15 protein-coding genes are annotated in these 17,031 nt (G+C 74.0%); 8 read left to right on the forward strand and 7 right to left on the reverse strand.

What is annotated here, in order from left to right; translation table 11 throughout:
• Window positions 1–136 precede the first annotated feature (136 nt).
• Window positions 137–736, forward strand: a complete 600-nt coding sequence (locus tag OG852_RS23355) for a DinB family protein (protein WP_330348864.1) — start codon at window positions 137–139, stop codon at window positions 734–736.
• A 100-nt stretch (window positions 737–836) separates the two neighbouring features.
• Here the strand turns inward: OG852_RS23355 and OG852_RS23360 are convergent, their stop codons facing one another.
• The 3 genes from OG852_RS23360 to OG852_RS23370 form a co-directional block, all read right to left on the reverse strand.
• Entirely contained in the window at window positions 837–3,386 is a 2,550-nt protein-coding gene (locus OG852_RS23360) for a hypothetical protein (RefSeq protein ID WP_330348865.1), read from the reverse strand.
• 84 nt (window positions 3,387–3,470) lie between these two features.
• A complete protein-coding gene (locus tag OG852_RS23365; RefSeq protein WP_133910903.1) occupies window positions 3,471–3,833 on the reverse strand; it encodes a signal peptidase I in 363 nt (120 codons plus the stop codon).
• Window positions 3,834–3,908: 75 nt separating this feature from the next.
• A complete protein-coding gene (locus OG852_RS23370; RefSeq protein WP_330348866.1) occupies window positions 3,909–5,120 on the reverse strand; it encodes a wax ester/triacylglycerol synthase domain-containing protein in 1,212 nt (403 codons plus the stop codon).
• Window positions 5,121–5,312: 192 nt separating this feature from the next.
• Here OG852_RS23370 and OG852_RS23375 point away from each other — a divergent pair, with 192 nt between their 5' ends.
• A complete protein-coding gene (locus tag OG852_RS23375) occupies window positions 5,313–6,500 on the forward strand; it encodes a macrolide family glycosyltransferase (RefSeq protein WP_133910905.1) in 1,188 nt (395 codons plus the stop codon).
• Window positions 6,501–6,555: 55 nt separating this feature from the next.
• On the forward strand, window positions 6,556–7,119 hold the full coding sequence (locus OG852_RS23380; protein ID WP_330348867.1) for a dihydrofolate reductase family protein: 564 nt from the start codon (window positions 6,556–6,558) through the stop codon (window positions 7,117–7,119).
• Between the two features lie 22 nt (window positions 7,120–7,141).
• On the opposite strand, the gene OG852_RS23385 is transcribed toward OG852_RS23380, so the two are convergent.
• The gene (locus OG852_RS23385) at window positions 7,142–7,777 is read right to left on the reverse strand and encodes a flavin reductase family protein (protein ID WP_330348868.1); all 636 of its coding nucleotides are present in this window, start codon (window positions 7,775–7,777) and stop codon (window positions 7,142–7,144) included.
• Between OG852_RS23385 and OG852_RS51015 the strand changes: the two genes are divergently transcribed.
• A complete protein-coding gene (locus tag OG852_RS51015; RefSeq protein WP_443064554.1) occupies window positions 7,776–7,979 on the forward strand; it encodes a hypothetical protein in 204 nt (67 codons plus the stop codon). The two genes, OG852_RS23385 and OG852_RS51015, sit on opposite strands and share 2 nt — an antisense overlap.
• Here OG852_RS51015 and OG852_RS23395 read toward each other — a convergent pair.
• A complete protein-coding gene (locus OG852_RS23395; RefSeq protein ID WP_133910908.1) occupies window positions 7,967–9,133 on the reverse strand; it encodes a sensor histidine kinase in 1,167 nt (388 codons plus the stop codon). The two genes, OG852_RS51015 and OG852_RS23395, sit on opposite strands and share 13 nt — an antisense overlap.
• Window positions 9,134–9,395: 262 nt before the next feature.
• Between OG852_RS23395 and OG852_RS23400 the strand changes: the two genes are divergently transcribed.
• The gene (locus tag OG852_RS23400) at window positions 9,396–9,905 is read left to right on the forward strand and encodes an SDR family NAD(P)-dependent oxidoreductase (RefSeq protein WP_330348869.1); all 510 of its coding nucleotides are present in this window, start codon (window positions 9,396–9,398) and stop codon (window positions 9,903–9,905) included.
• Here the strand turns inward: OG852_RS23400 and OG852_RS23405 are convergent.
• On the reverse strand, window positions 9,902–10,249 hold the full coding sequence (locus OG852_RS23405) for an AQJ64_40280 family protein (protein WP_133910911.1): 348 nt from the start codon (window positions 10,247–10,249) through the stop codon (window positions 9,902–9,904). The two genes, OG852_RS23400 and OG852_RS23405, sit on opposite strands and share 4 nt — an antisense overlap.
• Window positions 10,250–10,287: 38 nt before the next feature.
• On the reverse strand, window positions 10,288–13,044 hold the full coding sequence (locus tag OG852_RS23410) for an AAA family ATPase (RefSeq protein WP_330348870.1): 2,757 nt from the start codon (window positions 13,042–13,044) through the stop codon (window positions 10,288–10,290).
• A gap of 293 nt (window positions 13,045–13,337) precedes the next feature.
• Here OG852_RS23410 and OG852_RS23415 point away from each other — a divergent pair, with 293 nt between their 5' ends.
• The 3 genes from OG852_RS23415 (at window position 13,338) to OG852_RS23425 (ending at window position 17,023) form a co-directional block, all read left to right on the forward strand.
• Window positions 13,338–14,036 carry a helix-turn-helix transcriptional regulator gene (locus tag OG852_RS23415; RefSeq protein ID WP_443064555.1) on the forward strand — a complete coding sequence of 233 codons (699 nt, stop codon included), beginning with the start codon at window positions 13,338–13,340 and terminating at the stop codon, window positions 14,034–14,036.
• Window positions 14,037–14,174: 138 nt separating this feature from the next.
• Window positions 14,175–14,843: a DUF4255 domain-containing protein gene (locus OG852_RS23420; RefSeq protein ID WP_133910913.1), complete on the forward strand. Its 669-nt coding sequence runs from the start codon at window positions 14,175–14,177 to the stop codon at window positions 14,841–14,843.
• Window positions 14,840–17,023 carry an AAA family ATPase gene (locus OG852_RS23425; protein WP_330348871.1) on the forward strand — a complete coding sequence of 728 codons (2,184 nt, stop codon included), beginning with the start codon at window positions 14,840–14,842 and terminating at the stop codon, window positions 17,021–17,023. The genes OG852_RS23420 and OG852_RS23425 overlap by 4 nt, the downstream gene beginning before the upstream one ends.
• Window positions 17,024–17,031: the final 8 nt, after the last annotated feature.

Genomic DNA, 17,031 nt, shown 5'->3' on the forward strand with positions numbered 1-17,031 from the left:
GCTAGAAGCGTGGCGTGGACTCGTCAATGGACCTGTACATGATTTCTGTTCAGATAGATGGACACCCTCGGTCCCGGCTCGGCCTCGGGGCTTTCCGGGGAGCCGAGTGTCAGTGGCGGCTGGAAGACTGGCCGCCATGACCGAACCGAACCCGAAAGCGGACCTCCAGCGGTACCTCCAGGGCGCACGGGACACCCTGCTGTGGAAACTCGAAGGGCTCTCGGAGTACGACGTCCGACGCCCCCTCACTCCCACCGGGACGAACCTGTTGGGCCTGGTCAAACATGCCGCCGGGGTGGAACTGGGATACTTCGCCGACGTGTTCGGCCGGCCGTTCTTCGACGAGGGGCCGCCGCCCTCGTGGTACGGGGAGGACGCGGAGGCCAACGCGGACATGTGGGCCACCGCGGACGAGTCGCGCGAGGAGATCGTCGGTCTGTACCGCCGGGTGTGGGAGCACTCCGACGCCACGATCGCGGCGCTGGGCCTGGACGCGACCGGTCGGGTCCCGTGGTGGCCGCAGGACCGGCGGGAGGTGACCCTGCACCGCGTCCTGGTGCACGTGATCTCCGACATCCAGCGGCACGCCGGGCACGCCGACATCGTGCGTGAGCTCCTCGACGGAAGCGCCGGGTTCCTGCGGGGGAACGACAACCTGCCCCCGCAGGATCAGGAGGGGTGGGAAAGCCACCGGCGCAGGCTCGAGCGCGTGGCGCGGGAAGCCGGCGGCAGCTGAATCCCGCCCGGCGGCAGCCACCGCGGTCCTGCGCGAGGCACCCCCTGACAACGCGTCGGGCCCCGGCCGTGGAGCCGGGGCCCGAGAGGGTGGGGAGCGGTCAGCGGACGTCGACGTAGTCGGCGGCCGAGGTCGCCGCTTCCGTGCTCGACGAACCGGTGAACACATAACGCCAGTAACCGTCCACCGTGGCCTTCACCGTGGTCCTCACGGCGCCGGCGCTGTCGGCCGTGACCGTCTTGACCAGGCTGTAGGCGGTCGCGCCCTTCTTGCGGAACTGGAGCTGCACCTTCATGCCGGAGTAGCCGTGGTAGCCGCCCAGGGTCTCCCAGTCCGCGCGGGTGAGCTTGCCCGTGACGGTGAGGGTGCCGCCCTTGGCGACCGGCTCCGGCGTGGCGTTGGCGGTGAGGGCCGCGTCGCGGACGACCGGCACCGTCTTGATCGCGTGCACGTCCCTGACCCCCGTACCGTCGGCGGACTCGGCCCAGACGGCCACCTTCCAGGAACCGGCGAAGGCGTTGCGGCCCAGCGTCGAGCGCGGGTGGACGTACGCGAACTGCGCCTCACAGGTGGAGGTGGTCTCCGTCGCCTTGGTGCAGGTCGCCGGCCACGTCTCGTAGAGGACGGCGTCGGGGGTGTCGTAGGAGCCCCGGTAGAGCTGGATGCCGGCGGTCGCGACGCCCGCCGGGTCGTTCACCGTGAACTTCGCCGTGAACTGCTGCAGCGGCTCGGGGGTCAGCACCACCGGCTTGCCCCCGTTGACCACGACCCCGGAGACGCCGGTCGCGCCGGCCCGCTCGTCGCCCTGGGGCGCGGGGCCCGCGAACGCCCGCCGCAGCGTGCGGGTGAGGCTGCCGCCGAGGTCGTCGGCGGCGGTGAGGCGCAGGGAGACGAAGGAGGCGCCGGCGGGGACGTCGAGGGTCGCCGAGCCGTCGTCGGCGAGCGTCAGACCGGTCCAGGTCGCGCCGTCGTCCGTCGAGTAGGCGAGGGCCGTGACCTTGGTGTTCGCCTCGGCCGCGGGCCGGTTGCGGGTGGTGGCGGTGGGGTCGATCCGGACCGTCCCGGCGGCCGCGCGACCGTACCCGTCCAGTCCGCCGACCGTCGCCCGGGCGTCGATCAGCGGGAGTTCCTGGCCCGACTGGTACGCCGAGCGGAACGTCCACAGGCTGTGGACATCCGTGGAGAGCCGGGAGTACGGCACCCTGCGGTGGACGGTCTGGTCCAGGGTGTAGGTCTGCTGGGCCGACGGCAGCGCCGCCGAGGTCACCGTGTCGTACGCGTCGAGGCCGGACGCCTGGGCGTAGGTCACACCGTCGGCGCCGGTCAGCCTGTAGGTGTACGCCGCCCGGCCGTCGAGGCCCGCGTGCCCTGCGGTGTCACCGTGGGCGAACGGCTCGTACAGCCAGATCTTCCCGGCGTTGCGCTGCGAGCCGCCCCACTCCCGGCGCACCGGCTGGGCCGGTCCCGCGCCGAGTACCTCGCCCTCGGCGGTGCCGGCCGACAGGGTGCGGTCGGGCAGGTTCAGGGTCAGGTCGCCGGTGCCGTAGTGCAGCAGCCGGCTGTAGGTGATCCCGGGTGTGGCGTACTCGGTGACGGAGGCGGCCACCGGGACCGGGCTGCCGATGTACACGCCCGTCCACTCGCCGAAGCCGGGGACGCTCAGCAGGTCGGCGGGCGTGCGCGTGCCCGGGGCCCGCACCGTCGTGACGGTCTTCGCCAGGTCGGCCCTGCGGACCGTCCGCACGGGCGTGGCCGGCACGGTCGTGGTCCAGGTGTGCGTGAGGTCGTACCTGGTCGGGCTCGGCACGGCCGCCGAGGACCCCTTCGCGCCGAGCACGTCGTGCAGCCGCAGGGAGACGCCCTGCTGGGTGAACGGGGTCACGTACACCTTGTCGGTGCCGCTGCCCGCGAAGCCCGCCAGGTCACCGCCCGGGACGCTGATCCACGCGGCGGAGGACATCCGGGTCGCGGTGGTGTCGTCCGTGCGGATCGCGGTCTCCTTGGCCAGCCGCTGGTCGAAGGAGACCGTGGTGGCGGCCGAACCGACCGTGAAGGTCCGGGTCAGCAGATAACTCGGCTGCTGCCAGTCGCTGTGCAGCGCGATCGAGAAGTAGTCGCCCGGCGGGAGCTTCACGGTCGCCGACGGACCGATGGCGTCGCTGTTCACGGCGTACGACGTCCAGGTCGTGCGGTTCCAGACGTAGAACAGCTTCGAGTTGACGGCGGCGTGGGTGATGTTCAGCTTCACCGTGTACGTCGCCGCCGCCACGTACCTCTCGCGTTCCGCGCCGGCGCGCGTGCCGGTCGCCGCCGACGACAGCCGCGTCGCCTCGGACTCCCCGGCCGGACGCACCGACACCGCCCCGTCCACCGCGCCGATCGCGTACCGGGACGTCCCGCCCGCGGCACCCTCCGCGTCCGGCGTGATCCGTACGTTCCGTCCGTCGACCAGCTCGGCGCGCGCGCCGTCCGCCAGCTCTGCCCCGGCCGTGCTCCCCCGGCCCGACACCTCGGAGACCGTGCCGACCGGGACGGGTCCGCCGCCTTCCGAGGCCACCGCCGTCACGGCGCTCACCGGTGCGAGCACCGCGGTGGCGGTCACCACCGCCCAGACGGATCTTCGTATCCGGCCGCGCTTCCATCCGGACATCGCATGCCCCCCTCATCGATTTCCACAACTCCGGCCCACCTTAAGGGGGGAGGCCGACACTCAGCAGACCGGTTTCTCCGGCCCTCACGGCACGGCGTACCCGGGGACGGACGGCCATCGGACGGTCAGGACGACCGACTCCTCCTCCGCGTACCAGGAGTGGTCGACGCCCCGCCCCCAGACGATGTAGTCGCCCTGCTCGGCCAGCACCACACTGCGCCCGGGCAGCTCGACCCGGAACCGCCCGCTGATCAGCACCAACAGGGCGGTGCGCGCCTCCCCGGTCACCCATCGCGCCCGCTCGTCGCCCTTCGGATGGACGCCCCACTTGATCTCGACCTGCTCGCTGTGCCGGGGATCGGAGGCGTCCTTGAAGTGCCCGAGCAGCCAGCCCCGGTCCAGTGCCGCGTCGCTGCCCGCGTTGCCGACGTACACGCTGTCGCTCATGACCACGGAAGGTAGCAAGGTCCCCCGGGGCCGACCGAGGCGGTCGGACCTCGCCGCGGCGGGAGGCGCACCTCGTCACCGCCCCAGCAGCCCCAGCTCGTGCAGGAAGGACTCCGCGAGGAGCTCCGCGTCCTCGGCGCCCGAGTTGGTGGCGACGCCGAGGGTGTGGCCGCGGGCGCAGCCGCCGAGGGTGAAGGTGACCGTGTCGTCCGGGGGCACCATGGGGACGGCGGTGACCCGCCGCAGGGGCCGCCCGGCGAGGGTGCGGCCGCCCTCGCGCAGGTGGACGTAGGAGCAGGCCGCGGGGGCGTACTCGGGGGCGAAGAGCCGGCCCCGGGCCAGCGCCTGCCCCGCTGCGGGGAACGCCCCGGCGACCCCTTCGAGCAGCCGTTCCGCCGTACGGCGGGGACGGACCACGGTGGTCAGCAGCCCGGCGCAGGCGGCGAGCCGGGCCGCCGGATCGGCCAGGCCCACCGGCGCGGGCACCCGCGCATTGCCGAAGGCGTTGCCGAGGAAGTCCCCGTGTCCGGGCGGCCGTTGGTCGACGGGCACCGACAGCCAGACCCGCCCGGCCGGCCCCGGGACCCCCGCGGACCCGAGCAGACAGGACCGCAGCACCCCCGAGGCGGCCGCCAGGAACACCTCGTTGGTGGTGACCCGCCGCCCCGGCACCGCCCTGCGCGCCCCGCGCAGCAGCTCGGCGGGCAACCGCACCACGGTGAACGCGGGCCGCCGCTCGCCCTTGCCCGGCAGCGGCACCGCCAGCCCCGCCGTCAGCAGGCCCGGCCCGCCGACGGCCGTCCGCCGACGGGTGCGCGGCTCGGCACGGGCGGCGGGGGCGTCCACCGGCGGGGCACCGTCGAGGAGGGCCCGCAGCAGGGTGGTGAGGGAGCACCCGTCGAGCAGGCTGTGGTGCATCCGGAACAGCAGCCCGAACTCCCCGTCGGCCGCCCCGCGCAGGACGTGCAGCCTCCACGGCGGCCGCCCCTCCGCGAAGGGCGTGTGGAACCACCCCGCCACCGCCTCCCGCAAAGTGTCGTCCTCCCGGCCCACCTGCCCGGCGGGGTCGCCGCCGTCCCCCGTCACCCAGCAGTGCCGACGCGGCCCGGGCAGCAGACGCCAGCCCAGCCGGGGCAGTCCCGCCCAGCGCTCGGCGACGAGCGCCCGCAGCTCGGCGGTCGTCGGCGGGGTGCCGGTGAAGTCCAGACAGACCCCGGCGTTGGGCGGGCCGAACGGCCACCGGGCCATCCCCTCCTCCATGAAGGGCAGAGGCATCGATCGGGGCATGGGGCTGCTCCTGTCGTGGGAGTCGGGTCGTGGTACCCCAACGGGCCGACGCCACCCCCGGTCACGCCGTCAACACCCCACCACCCCCACTCCTCGATCGAGTGATCCTCCGCGACGGAGGGGTCACGGACGGCGCCGCGGGTTCGTTGGGCAGAACCGCGCATCGCCCGCCGACAGGACAGGACCACGCCCGTGCCCGGAACCCGCCCCGCTCACATCGCCGTCGTCAACCTGCCGATGCTCGGCCACGTCAACCCGACCCTCGGTGTCGTTCAGGAACTGGTCCGCCGGGGCCACCGGGTGACGTACGCGATCAGCGAGCACTTCGTCCACCATGTGAAGGCGGCCGGCGCGGAACCCGTCCTCTACCCGGTCGACGCGGAAGACGGCTCACAACCCCCCGAGCGTCTCTCCGAGGGCTTCGCCCGCGCCGTCCACGTCTCCCTCGGCGCCCTCCCCACCCTCATCCGCGCCTACTCCGCCGACCGCCCCGACCTGATCCTCCACGACGTCTACGGCTTCGCGGGCCTGGTCCTCGCCGCCCAGTGGCAGCTCCCCACGGTCCTCTTCTCCCCCACCCACCTCTCCTACGACGGCGTCATCCCGGAACTCTTCGACGGCATCCCCGAGATCCCCGCCCTCCCCGCCTTCCCGGACCTCGCCGCCGCCTTCACCTCACGGGGCCTGGACCCCGCACGCCTCCTGAAGGTCGCGTCCCCCGCCTACGCGATCGCCGCCCTGCCCCGCGCCTTCCAGCGCCGCCCGGACACGGTCACCGCCGGCCGCGTCGCCTACACCGGCCCCCTCCTCGGCGACCGCTCCCACCAGGGCACCTGGCGGCCCCCGCGCGCCGACGCCCGCGTCCTGCTCATCTCCCTGGGCTCGCAGTTCACGCGCCGCCACGACTTCTACCGCGCCTGCGTCGAGGCGTTCGCGGACACCGAGCACCACGTGGTGATGCCGGTGGGCTTCGAGGTCGACCCGTCCGACCTCGGCCCGATCCCCGCGAACGTCGAGATCCACGCCCACGTCCCCCAACTGTCCGTCCTCTCCCACGCGGAGGCCTTCATCACCCACGCCGGCATGGGCGGCACGATGGAGGCGGTGGCCCACGGCGTCCCGATGGTCGCGGTCCCCCAGATGGCCGAGCAGCGCGTGAACGCGGCCCAGATCGAACACCTCCGCCTGGGCGTCCACCTCCCACGCGAGCAGGCGACCCCGGAGGCGCTGCGCGCGGCGGTGGCGGAGGTGATCGCGTCCCCGGAGATCCGCGAAGGCCTCCGCTCCCTCCGCGCGGAACTCGCCACGGCCGGGGGAGCGGCGGCGGCAGCCGACCTGATCGAGGAGGCCCTCGCCTGCGGATCCCACGAGCCGCGATGAGTCCCGCGCCGTCCGGCGGTCCTACTGTCGAACCCTGCACCGAGGAGGACGTCCGATGCGCAGCGTGACCTATTCGATGAACGTCTCACTCGACGGCTACATCGTCGACCCGGACGGCGGTATCGACTGGACGGTGCCCGACGACAACGTCTTCCGCTTCTGGATCGACGAGATCCGAGACGTCGGCGTCCACCTGCTGGGACGGCGGCTGTACGAGACGATGCTGTACTGGGAGACCGCCGACCAGGAACGCGCGCTCGACGACGCGGAACGCGAGTGGGCCGCACTCTGGAATCCGCTCCCGAAGGTGGTCTTCTCGACCTCCCTCTCCTCGGTGCGGGGCAACGCCCGCCTGGCCTCGGGCGGCCTGGCGGAGGAGATCGGGCGATTGCGGGCCGAGCCGGGTCCGGGCGACATCGCGATCGGCGGCGCGACCCTCGCCGCCGAGGCGGCCGCGGCGGGCCTCATCGACGAGTACCGGACCGTGGTCTACCCGGTGCTGGTCGGCGGCGGCATCCCGTTCTTCCCCCACCACGAGCGCCGGGTGGACCTCGAACTCGTCGAGACCCGCACCTTCGACTCGGGAGTCGTGTACCTGCGCCACCGCGTGAGGCGGTAGTGCCGGGGCCCTAGTTGCAGTACTAGGTCGCCGGCTGGAGCCGATGCGGCATGTTCCACCCTTCGGCGAGTCTCGAGGGATGGACGGTGCGTCCGCCGCCGAAGAACTCGCAGAACTTCATGATGAGCGGATCCCAGCCGCGGGGATCCACATGGTGCGTTCCCGGGATGACCAGCTCCTCCTCGACATGGGCCCGAAGGACCTCGACCTGGAAGGCGGTGGCATAGGCAGCCGGGCTGCCGAACGGATGGGACGAGACGACCCCGCACTCCAGCTGGATCGGACATTCCGCGACCCGCGGCGCCTGGACCAGCTCCGATTTCTGCTCGGTCAGCCCCGCGGCCGGGAACTTGTCCGGTTCGTGCCGGTAGCCCTGCTTCGCCTTGTGGTCCGGCACGGCCCGTTTCCCCGTGGTGAGCGCGATCCGGTCCACGGTGTCGACCATCGCCGACGAGGGCAGGTTGAGCACGCACTCGCCCTCGCGGAGCAGATTCGCGGTCGTCTGGCTGCTGTTGTCGAGACCGAGCATGCAGGACTGGCCCAGCCACCACGCGGAGGACATCGGCGCGAGGTTCGCGGTGCCGTCCTCGTTGCGTGAGCTGATCAGTACCACGGGAGTCCCGAAGTACAGCACCTTGAGCCCGGGGTCCACATGCATGCGTTTGCCTCTCGCGGGGTGTGGGTCGAACGGACTCACGATCAGGACCGCGAGCCGTCACCGACTCTCCCGAAAGAAGGCCAACCCCGCTGGCGGGAATCCGACCTCGCGTTCCGGCGGCAAGGACTTCCTCTACGGCGAGGACGTCACCATCGCCGAGTGGACCATCTCCACCGAGGGGCTGCCCCTCTACGGCTCCTGAGCAGCCGGGAAGCGGGCCCTGACCTCCCAGCCGGTGCCCGAGTGCCCCGGGCCCGCCCGTAGCTCGCCGCCCAGCGCCGTGACCCGTTCCGTCAGGCCGACCAGGCCGAAGCCGCCGCCGTGGGCCTCGGCGGGGAGTTGGGTGCCGCCCCGGCCGTCGTCGCGGATCGTGACCTCCAGGTGGCCCGCGGAGTGACGGAGGCGGACGGTGATCGTCGTGGCGTCGGCCGCGTGACGGCGTACGTTCGTCAACGACTCCTGGACCACCCGGAAGGCGGCGGCCTGCACCTCGTGGGGGAGGTCGGCAGGGAGCATCGGGTCACGGTCGAGGAGGACCCTCTGGGCGGGGGACGCGAAACCCTCCGTCAGGCCCGGGATCCCGGCCAGATCGCCCACCGGACGCCGGTCCGCCCCGCCGTCCGTGTCCCGTAGGACGCCCACCGTGCGGCGCATGGAGGCGAGGGCCTCCGTCGCGGCGCGTTCGATGCCCGCCAGGACCGGGTCCAGGCCCTGCGGTTCGCTCGTCGCCATCATGCGGGCCACCTGGGCCTGGACCAGGATCCCCGTCACATGGTGGGCCACGAAGTCGTGCAGGTCGGCCGCGATCGCCAGCCGCTCCTCGCGACGGGTGTCGGCGACGGCGACCGTGCGGCGGTAGTCGAGGGAGCGGAGGTAGGCGGCCAGCCCGGCGACCATGCCGATCAGGATCAGGCCCACGAGGGTGAACCCCAGCGCCCCGTCCGACGGCAGCGTCCCGTAATAGCGCGACGGCGTCGCGAGCAGCGCCCCCGCGTCCAGCGCCGCGCACGCCACCGACCAGCGCGGTGGGCAGTGTCGTACGGCGACGAAGAGGAGGCAGAGGAGGATCGCCAGCTCGCCGGGGCCGGAGGGGGCCGTGTGGTCCGGGAGGTGGGCGGAGGCCGTGTAGGCGAGGGAGAGCAGCGCCGGGACCGTGGTGCGCAGTTGCGGGGTGAGCCAGGCCGGGCGGCGGGCCGCCGGCCACAGGACCGCGGTCAGGCCCACCGCCAGCACCACCGCCGGACGCCACAGCGGGTAGTCGAGGTCGGCCGCGGCTGCCAGGTCGATGAGCGCCGCCGTGAAGAGCGCCCCGACGGCGGCGCCGCGCGCGGCTCCCTTGAGCCAACCGGATTTCATGCAGGCCACGGTAGGCGCGGGCGGCGATCCCGGTATCGGCCGAATGGTCGAGGCGGCGGCGGATCGGCGGCTGGTACGGTCCCGGCATGCCCGACAGCAGGTTCCTGGTCGGCTTCGCGGGCGGCGCCGCCGCCGTCCTCGCCCTGGTCGGCGTCACCACCCCGTTCGTCACCCGCACCGAGTCCACCACCACCCTCGACCGGTACGACACCGTCCTGGTCGACGGGAGAAGGCTCTCGCCCCGGACATCGTCGCCGGGCGGGTGGAGGGTCTCTATCACCCGCTTCCCTGGGTCGGCACCGAGGAGGAGAGCCTCGCGCAGTTCCGCCGGGTCCTCGACGTCAACCTTCAAGGGGCGTGGCTCGGCATGCGCACGGTGGCGCCCTCGCTGCGCCGGGCCGGTGGCGGGGTGATCGTGAACATGTCCTCGCTCGCGGGGCTGACCGGGTACGCGGGCGTCGGCGCGTACGTGGCCAGTAAGTGGGGGCTGCGCGGTCTGACCAAGACGGCCGCGCTGGAGCTCGCCCCGCACGGTGTCCGCGTGTGTTCGGTGCACCCCGGAGCCATCCGTACGACGATGACGGCGGGCTTCGACGAGCGGTTCGTCGCGGGCCAGGCGCTCCCCCGCTTCGGCACCCCCGAGGAGGTCGCCCGCATGGTCCTGTTCATCGTCACCGAGGCCACCTTCTCCACCGGCAGCGAGTTCGTCCTCGACGGCGGGGTCCTCGCCGGCGCCCCCGTCGTCCTCGACCCGACCGCCGACGCCTCCTAGTCCCCGTCCCCGTCCTGGTGCCGGGCCTGCTGGAGGGCCGTGCGCACGCCGTCCCCGAGGACGTGGTGGACGGTCGTGCCCGGGAGGGTGGGCAGGGCCGCCCAGTGGGTGACGGGCTCGTCGCAGGGGCGGCCGTGGGGAAGGCGGACGACCTTGTCGGAGTCGACGAAGCAGTCGTGGTGCTCGGTGCCGTCCTCGGCGAAGTGGAGGGTGGTGAAGTGCATGGGCAGCACCAGCCAGAACTCCTCCCCGTCCGGGTAGCGGCCCGTCGTCGCGGCCGCCACCGGCGTCCCGGACCGCGGCAGCCGCTCGCGTACGTCCACCCACTCCACCGTTGTGTCCATGTCCCCTCCCGATACGGAGCCGATACGCGGTCTGCCGGTCACTGTTCCAGTGCCGCCCGCAGCTCACCCCGCCTCCTGATGCCCAACTTCCGGTAGGCGCTGGTGAGATGGGTCTCCACCGTACGGCGGGCCACATGCAGGAGCGCGGCGATCTCCGTGTTGGTGCGGCCCTGCACCGCCAGCTCCGCGATCCGGCGTTCGCTGCCGGTGAGGGACCCGGAGCCGGTGTGGGCGGGGGTGGTGCGGCGGGCGCCCGCGGTGCGCAGGGCCTGGTTGGCGTGGGCGAGGAGCCGCTCGCTGCCCAGGCGTTCGGCGCGCTCGGCGGCCTCGCGGAGGTGGTCGCGGCCCCGGGCGCGTTCGCCGGACGCGGTGAGCTGGAAGCCCTGGGCGAGGAGGGAGGCGATCAGTTCGGCCTCGGCGGGGGAGTCACGGAGGACCGTCACCGCCTCCTCGCCGAGTTCCAGACCGCGCCGGCCCCGGGTGGCGCGGCCCAGGACCCGCAGGGCCCGGCCCACCGTGCGGGGGGTGTTCCAGACCCGGGCCAGCCGGAGTTCCTCCTCCGCGAGGGCCAGCGCCTCCCGGGGGTTGCCCAGGGCCAGTCGGCACTCCGCGGCCGCCGTACGCCACGGGGTGACGACCGGGCTGAGGACGGCGCGGGCGGACTGCCGGCGGCCGCACTCCAGGAAGTCGTGCAGGGCGCCCGCCACGTCCCCCTCGGTGAAACGGAGGACTCCCCGCGCGTAGAGGAAACGGTTGAGCTCCCAGGAGTCGGGGGTGTCCCGCAGGTCGAAGCCGTCCGCGAGCGCGCGGGCCTCGGCCGTGCGGCCGGTCTCCACCAGCGCGGTCAGGGCGTGCGCGTCCGCGTTCCCGGGGACGCCGCGACGGCGGACGCGGGCCTGTCCCGGATGTCCGGCGAGGACCGTGTCGTAGGCGCCGCGGGCCGCCGCGATGTCACAGCGGGTGTCCAGCAGTGCCTGTTCCATGGGGTGCAGCAGGGAGGGGCGCTGGGAGGCCAGGCCGCGTTCCACCAGGCGTTCCGCCTCGTCGAGTTCGTCGGCCCACTGGGCCACCGCCGCCGCCGTACCCAGCAGGAAGGGCTCGGCGAGCGGGTCGGCGGGTTCCTCCAGGAGGGTGCGCAGCCGGCGCATCGCCTCGGCCGCCGAGATGTCCCCGGCGGTCGCCGCGTAGCGGACCAGCAGGGCCTCGCCGGAGGCGCCGACCAGTTCGGGGGAGCGGTCGGCGGCCTCCGCGAGCCAGCGGTAGGCGTCCTGGCGGACGGTCTGGTCCTGGTCGGACAGCAGCGCGGACGCGGTCTGCAGGGTGCGGGTGAGGTCGGGGTGGCCGGGGAGCAGGGACTCCGTGCGGCGCAGCACCTCCACCGCCGTACGGACCTCCCCGCGGCCCGCGAGTGCCGTGCCCAGGGCGATCGCCGTACGGACCCGGTCGCGGGGTTCGGCCGGCAGGGCCAGGGCCTCCACGAGGCGGGGGATGCCGACCGGGGTGTCCGCGGAGGTGTACTCCAGGGAGCCCAGTTCGGTCAGCAGCCGCTGCCGCAGGTCGTCGGGGAGGGGTTCGGCGAGGGCACGGCGCAGGTAGCCGACGGCGTCGTCGGGGCGGCCGGCGCGCAGGGCGACGGTGACCGCGTCGCGCAGCACGCGCAGCGCCCACGGTTCGCCGACCCGTGCGCTGCCGAGCAGTTGCCGGGCCACGTTCTCCACGCCGTCGCCCCGGCGCAGCATCGCCTCGGCGACGGCCCGGTGCGCCTCCTGCCGGCGCCCGGCGGACCAGCCGGCGAGGACGGCGTCCCGCAGCAGGGGGTGCGCGTAGCGGGGACGCCCCGCGTCGTCCTCCCGCAGCAGGCCCAGCCGGGTCATCGCGGTCAGCCAGCCGGACACCCGGGCCGGATCACCGGCACAGGCGTCCGCGAGGAGCGCGGCGAGCCCGGCGGCGGTCTCCGGGGAGACGGACTCCTCCCGCGTCTGTTCCAGTGCCGCCAGGGTGCGGGCCACCTCCGCCGTCGCCTCACCGGCGGTCTCCAGCCACCAGGAGACGGCGGCCGGGTAGGAGCCGGGGTAGAGCGCGGCGCACGTGTGCGGCACGGGGGTGGACGGGGGAGCGCCGGCGAGGTCGTCGAGGAGGGCGTGCAGCAGCAGGGGGCTGCCCGCCGCGGCGGCGACGCAGTCCGCCGTCCACCCCGGCGAGGCCGCCGGGAAGGCGGCACGGAACAGCTCCGCGGACGCCTCGTCGGAGAGCGGGGCGAGGGTGTGGGTACGGATCAGGGAGGGGGTGAGGGCGTGCGTGATACCTGTCGGCCGGGGATCGATGTCGTACTGGCTGCGCTCGGTGGCCACGAGCAGCAGCGGTAATCGGTCGACGCGCCGCGCCGCCTCCATCAGCCAGCGCCGCGAGGCGTCGTCGGCGAGGTCGACGTCGTCGACCGCGACCATCACCGGGCCCTGGGCGGCGTACGACCGCAGCAGCCGCCACAGCCGGGCCGCGCTCCCCCGGTCGTCCTCGCCGGGGCCCACCTCCTCGCCCGCGAACTCCGGTACGGGGCCGAGGAGATGCAGGACGCAGGAGAAGGGCAGGGCGGTGTCCTCGGGCGAGCAGCGGGCCCGCAGCACCCGCAGGCCCCGCGCCGCCGCGTGCGCCACGGCGGACTCCAGCAGCGCGGAGCGGCCGGTGCCGCTGGCCCCGCGCAGCAGGACCAGCCGGCCCGCGCCGGCCCGGGCGCGCTCGACCTCGGCCGCGAGCAGCGCGTGCGCGTCGTCGCGTTCCCGCAAGGGTCCGCTCATCCCTGTCTCCTGCCAGTCGGTACGGCCGTCGGACGCGGTACGTCGGACGGACGCGGCTGCCCACGACGTCGTACGGCCGTTGTGGCGAGGCTCACGACGAACCTCCCTCACGACCATCGAACCCCCGTTGACCTGCAGTGATGTTCGCATCTTGTGGTTGCTTCCCCGTTGCTCTCGTGGTGCGGCTCGTGGTGCTCCACGATTGCGCCCGCCCCGGGGACCCCAGAAGTCTTGACCGGACCCAGCCGCCACCGGTGCCCGCCGGCCGCGGGCCCGTGACCATGGGGGACAGGTTGCTCAGCTCACCCCGGACAGCAGATGCCCGGACTTCCGACGCCCGGACGCCGGAGACCGGTACGCCGAACGCGAGACGGCGCATACCCGTCGCCGTCCTCGCCCCCGACCCGATCTCCCGGGAGGGCGCCGCGAGCCAGCTGCGGGGCCGGCCGGAGATCGAGGTCCGCGAGGAGCCCTCGCCCGCGCCCGGCACGGTCGCGCTGCTCGTCGAGGACACCCTCGACGACACGGCGCTGGCCCGGCTGCGGCGGATCACCCGTACCGAGGGCACCCGGGTGGTGCTCGTGGTGGGCACGATCCGTGAGACCGAGCTGCTCGACGTCATCGAGTGCGGGGTGGGGGCGATCGTCTGGCGCCGTGAGGCCACCGCGCACCGGCTGGTGCAGGCGGTCCTGGCGGCCGCGCGCGGTGACGGCGACCTGCCGTCCGATCTGCTGGGCAGGCTGATCAGCCAGGTCGGCACCCTGCACCGGGGCGCGGCGGGGCGCCCGGGCGCGCCCTCGCTGGGGCTCGCGCCACGGGAGGTGGACGTCCTGCGGCTGGTCGCCGAGGGCCTCGACACCGGAGAGATCGCCAGCAAGCTGTCCTACTCCGAACGAACCGTCAAGAACGTGATGCACGGACTCACGACGCGCCTGCATCTGCGGAACCGGGCCCATGCGGTGGCATATGCCCTCCGGGAAGGCTACATCTGACCGAACGGGCACTCGAAGGCGAACACGCGGGCAGCGTGTCGTGCCCGGCCGCCGACCCCGGCGCGCCTGCGCCCGCGTGGGCCTCCGGGAGACGATCGGCACCAGGCGGCCGACGTACGGTGAGGGAGAGGCGCGAGGGTGATCCACGAGGTCGACGAGGTCCTCAAGGGCCTGCTCGGCGGGGGTGCGCTGACCGGGTCCGGCATCGACGTCTCCTTCGAGGCACCCACCCGTGACTGGGCGGCCCGGCGCAACTCGCCCGTGGTGAACGCCTACTTGTACGACATCCGGGAGGATGTGGCCCGCCGCCAGCGCGGGCAGGTCGCGGTGCGCGACGAGCGGGACGTCGTGGTGAAACGACGTCAGCCGCCGCGCTGGTTCCGGCTTTCCTACCTCGTCACCGCCTGGACGAAAACCCCGCAGGACGAACACCGGCTGCTTTCCGCCGTGTTGGCGAATCTCATCCCCCGCGAGATCCTCTCCGCCGACGAACTGCCCGGCGCACTGGGTGCCTTGGGGCTCGCGGTGCCCGTCAACGTGGCCGGGGTGCAGACCGAGTCCCGTTCCCTCGCCGAGATCTGGTCCGCGCTGGGCGGCGAACTCAAGCCCTCCCTGGACCTGGTGGTGACGGCCCCCTTCCCGGCCTATCCCGAGTACGACGCCGGACCGCCGGTCACCGAGGGCGCCCTCGTCCGCGTCGCCGGCCTCGACGGCGACCCCCCGCAGGACGCCGGCCGCGCCCACCGCCCCCACCAGGTGGCGGCGGCCCGCGCGGCCCGCGAGGGCACGGAGGAGGGCGGCCGATGAGCACGCCGGTGACGGCGCCCGGGAATCCGACGGACCGTACGGACGCCGCGCCGGCCGACGGGACGACCGCCCTGCTCGCGCGTCTCACCGCCCTGCGGGAGCGAGTGGCGCTGCTCGTCGACCGGCGGGCCGTGGGGGATCCCACGGCCGCCGATCCGCTGCGCGGGCTGTATCTGTCCGAGGAGGCGGTACGGCACCTGCTGGACCGTGGGCCGGTCCCCCCGGTGGAGCTACCGGCGGACGGGCCCGCCGACCGCCTCACCGCGCTCGCCGACCGCCTCCCCCTCACCGCTCTCGACCTCGCCGTCCTGCTCGTGGCGCTCGCGCCCGATCTGGACCGGACGTTCGAGCCGCTCTACGGCTACCTCAACGACGACGTCAGCAGGCGCCGGGCCACGGTCGGGCTCGCCCTGGAACTGTGCGGGGCGCCCGCGCACCTCGCCGAGGCCCGCGCCCGCTTCCACGCCTCGGCACCGCTCGGCGCCCTGGGCCTGCTGGAGACCGAGGAGCCCGAACGCCCCTTCCTGACCCGCTCCTTGCGCGTCCCGGACCGGCTCCTCGCGCACCTCCTCGGGGACGACACCCCGGACGCCTCCCTGCGGGGCCTGCTGCATCCGCTGCCCCGCGCGCTGCCCACCGAGGGCCTCACCGGCCTGCTCGCCGACCGGCTGCGGCGCGCCCCCCTCACCGCGTACCTGCGGGAGCACCGCGAGGGCGACGGCCTGGCCGCCGTCGCCGGCGCCCTGCACACGGCCGGCCTCGACGCCCTGCGCTTCACCGGTCCCGTCGACCACGTCCCCGCCCTGCTGCGCGAGGCCCGGCTGACCGGGCGGGCGATCGTGGTGACCGGGCTCCCCGAGAAGCCGGCCCCGCTCGTCGCCGCGCTGACCGCCGCACCGGACGTCACCGTCCTCCTCGCCGACCCCCGCCCCTACGACCCCCACTGGTCCCCCACCGACCCCCTGGTCCTGGACGCCCCCCGCCGCAGGGCGGGCGGCACCGCCGTATGGGAGACGGAACTGGGCGCGGCGGGAAGGGAGCCCGAGCAGGCTGCTTTCCATCGGGGCGCGGGAAGCGGGGCGTTGGAGAACGCCGGTTCCGATCTGCGCCCGGGAAAGGCGACGTTCGAGGAGGCCGGTCTCGATCCGGGCCGAAGGGACGGGGAGTTCGAGGAGCCCGGCTTCGATCCGGGCCGAGGGAACGGGGAGTTCGAGGAGCCCGGCTTCGATCTGGCCGCGACCGTCGCCCCGTACCGCCTCGGTGGCGACCGGGTCGCCCGGGCCGCGCGGGCCGCCCGCGCCCTCGCCGCCTTCGAGGGCCGGCCGCTCACCGCCGACCACGTCCGGCTCGCCGCCCGTCAGCAGTCCGCCTCCGGGCTGGAGCGGCACGCCCGCCGTATCCGCCCCGACGTCGGCTGGACGGACCTGGTCCTGCCCGACCGCCCCCTCGCCCAGCTCCATGAACTCGCCCTGCGCGCCCGCCACCGCGACCGCGTCCTCGGCGACTGGCGGCTCAGCGCGGGCGGCGGCCGGGGCAGAGGGGTGCTCGGCCTGTTCGCGGGGGAGTCGGGCACCGGCAAGACCCTGTCCGCCGAGGTCGTCGCCGCCGAACTCGGCCTCGACCTGTACGTCGTCCAGCTGTCCTCGGTCGTCGACAAGTACGTCGGCGAGACCGAGAAGAACCTGGAACGCATCTTCACCGAGGCCGACCGCACCGACGCCGTACTGCTCTTCGACGAGGCCGACGCCGTCTTCGGCAAGCGCTCCGAGGTGAAGGACTCCCACGACCGGTACGCCAACATGGAGAGCGCCTATCTGCTGCAGCGCCTGGAGTCCTTCGACGGGATCGCGCTGCTCACCACCAATCTGCGGGCCAACATCGACGAGGCGTTCACCCGTCGGCTGGACCTGGTGGTCGACTTCCCGTTCCCGGACCGGGAGCAGCGGCTCGCGCTGTGGCGGCACGGCCTCGCCCATGTGCCGTGCGCGGACGACGTCGACCCGGCCCCGCTGGCCCGTGACTTCGAACTCGCCGGAGGGTCGATCCGCAGCGCCGTGGTCACCGCCGCCTATCTCGCCGCCGGACGCGGCGAGCCGGTCGGCGACGGCGACCTGCTGGAGGGGGCCCGCCGCGAGTACCGCAAGGCGGGTCGCCTGGTGCCGGGCGAGGCCAACTGGTAGGCCCGGCG

It is taken from the genome of Streptomyces sp. NBC_00582, from assembly GCF_036345155.1.
Taxonomy (GTDB): Bacteria; Actinomycetota; Actinomycetes; order Streptomycetales; family Streptomycetaceae; genus Streptomyces.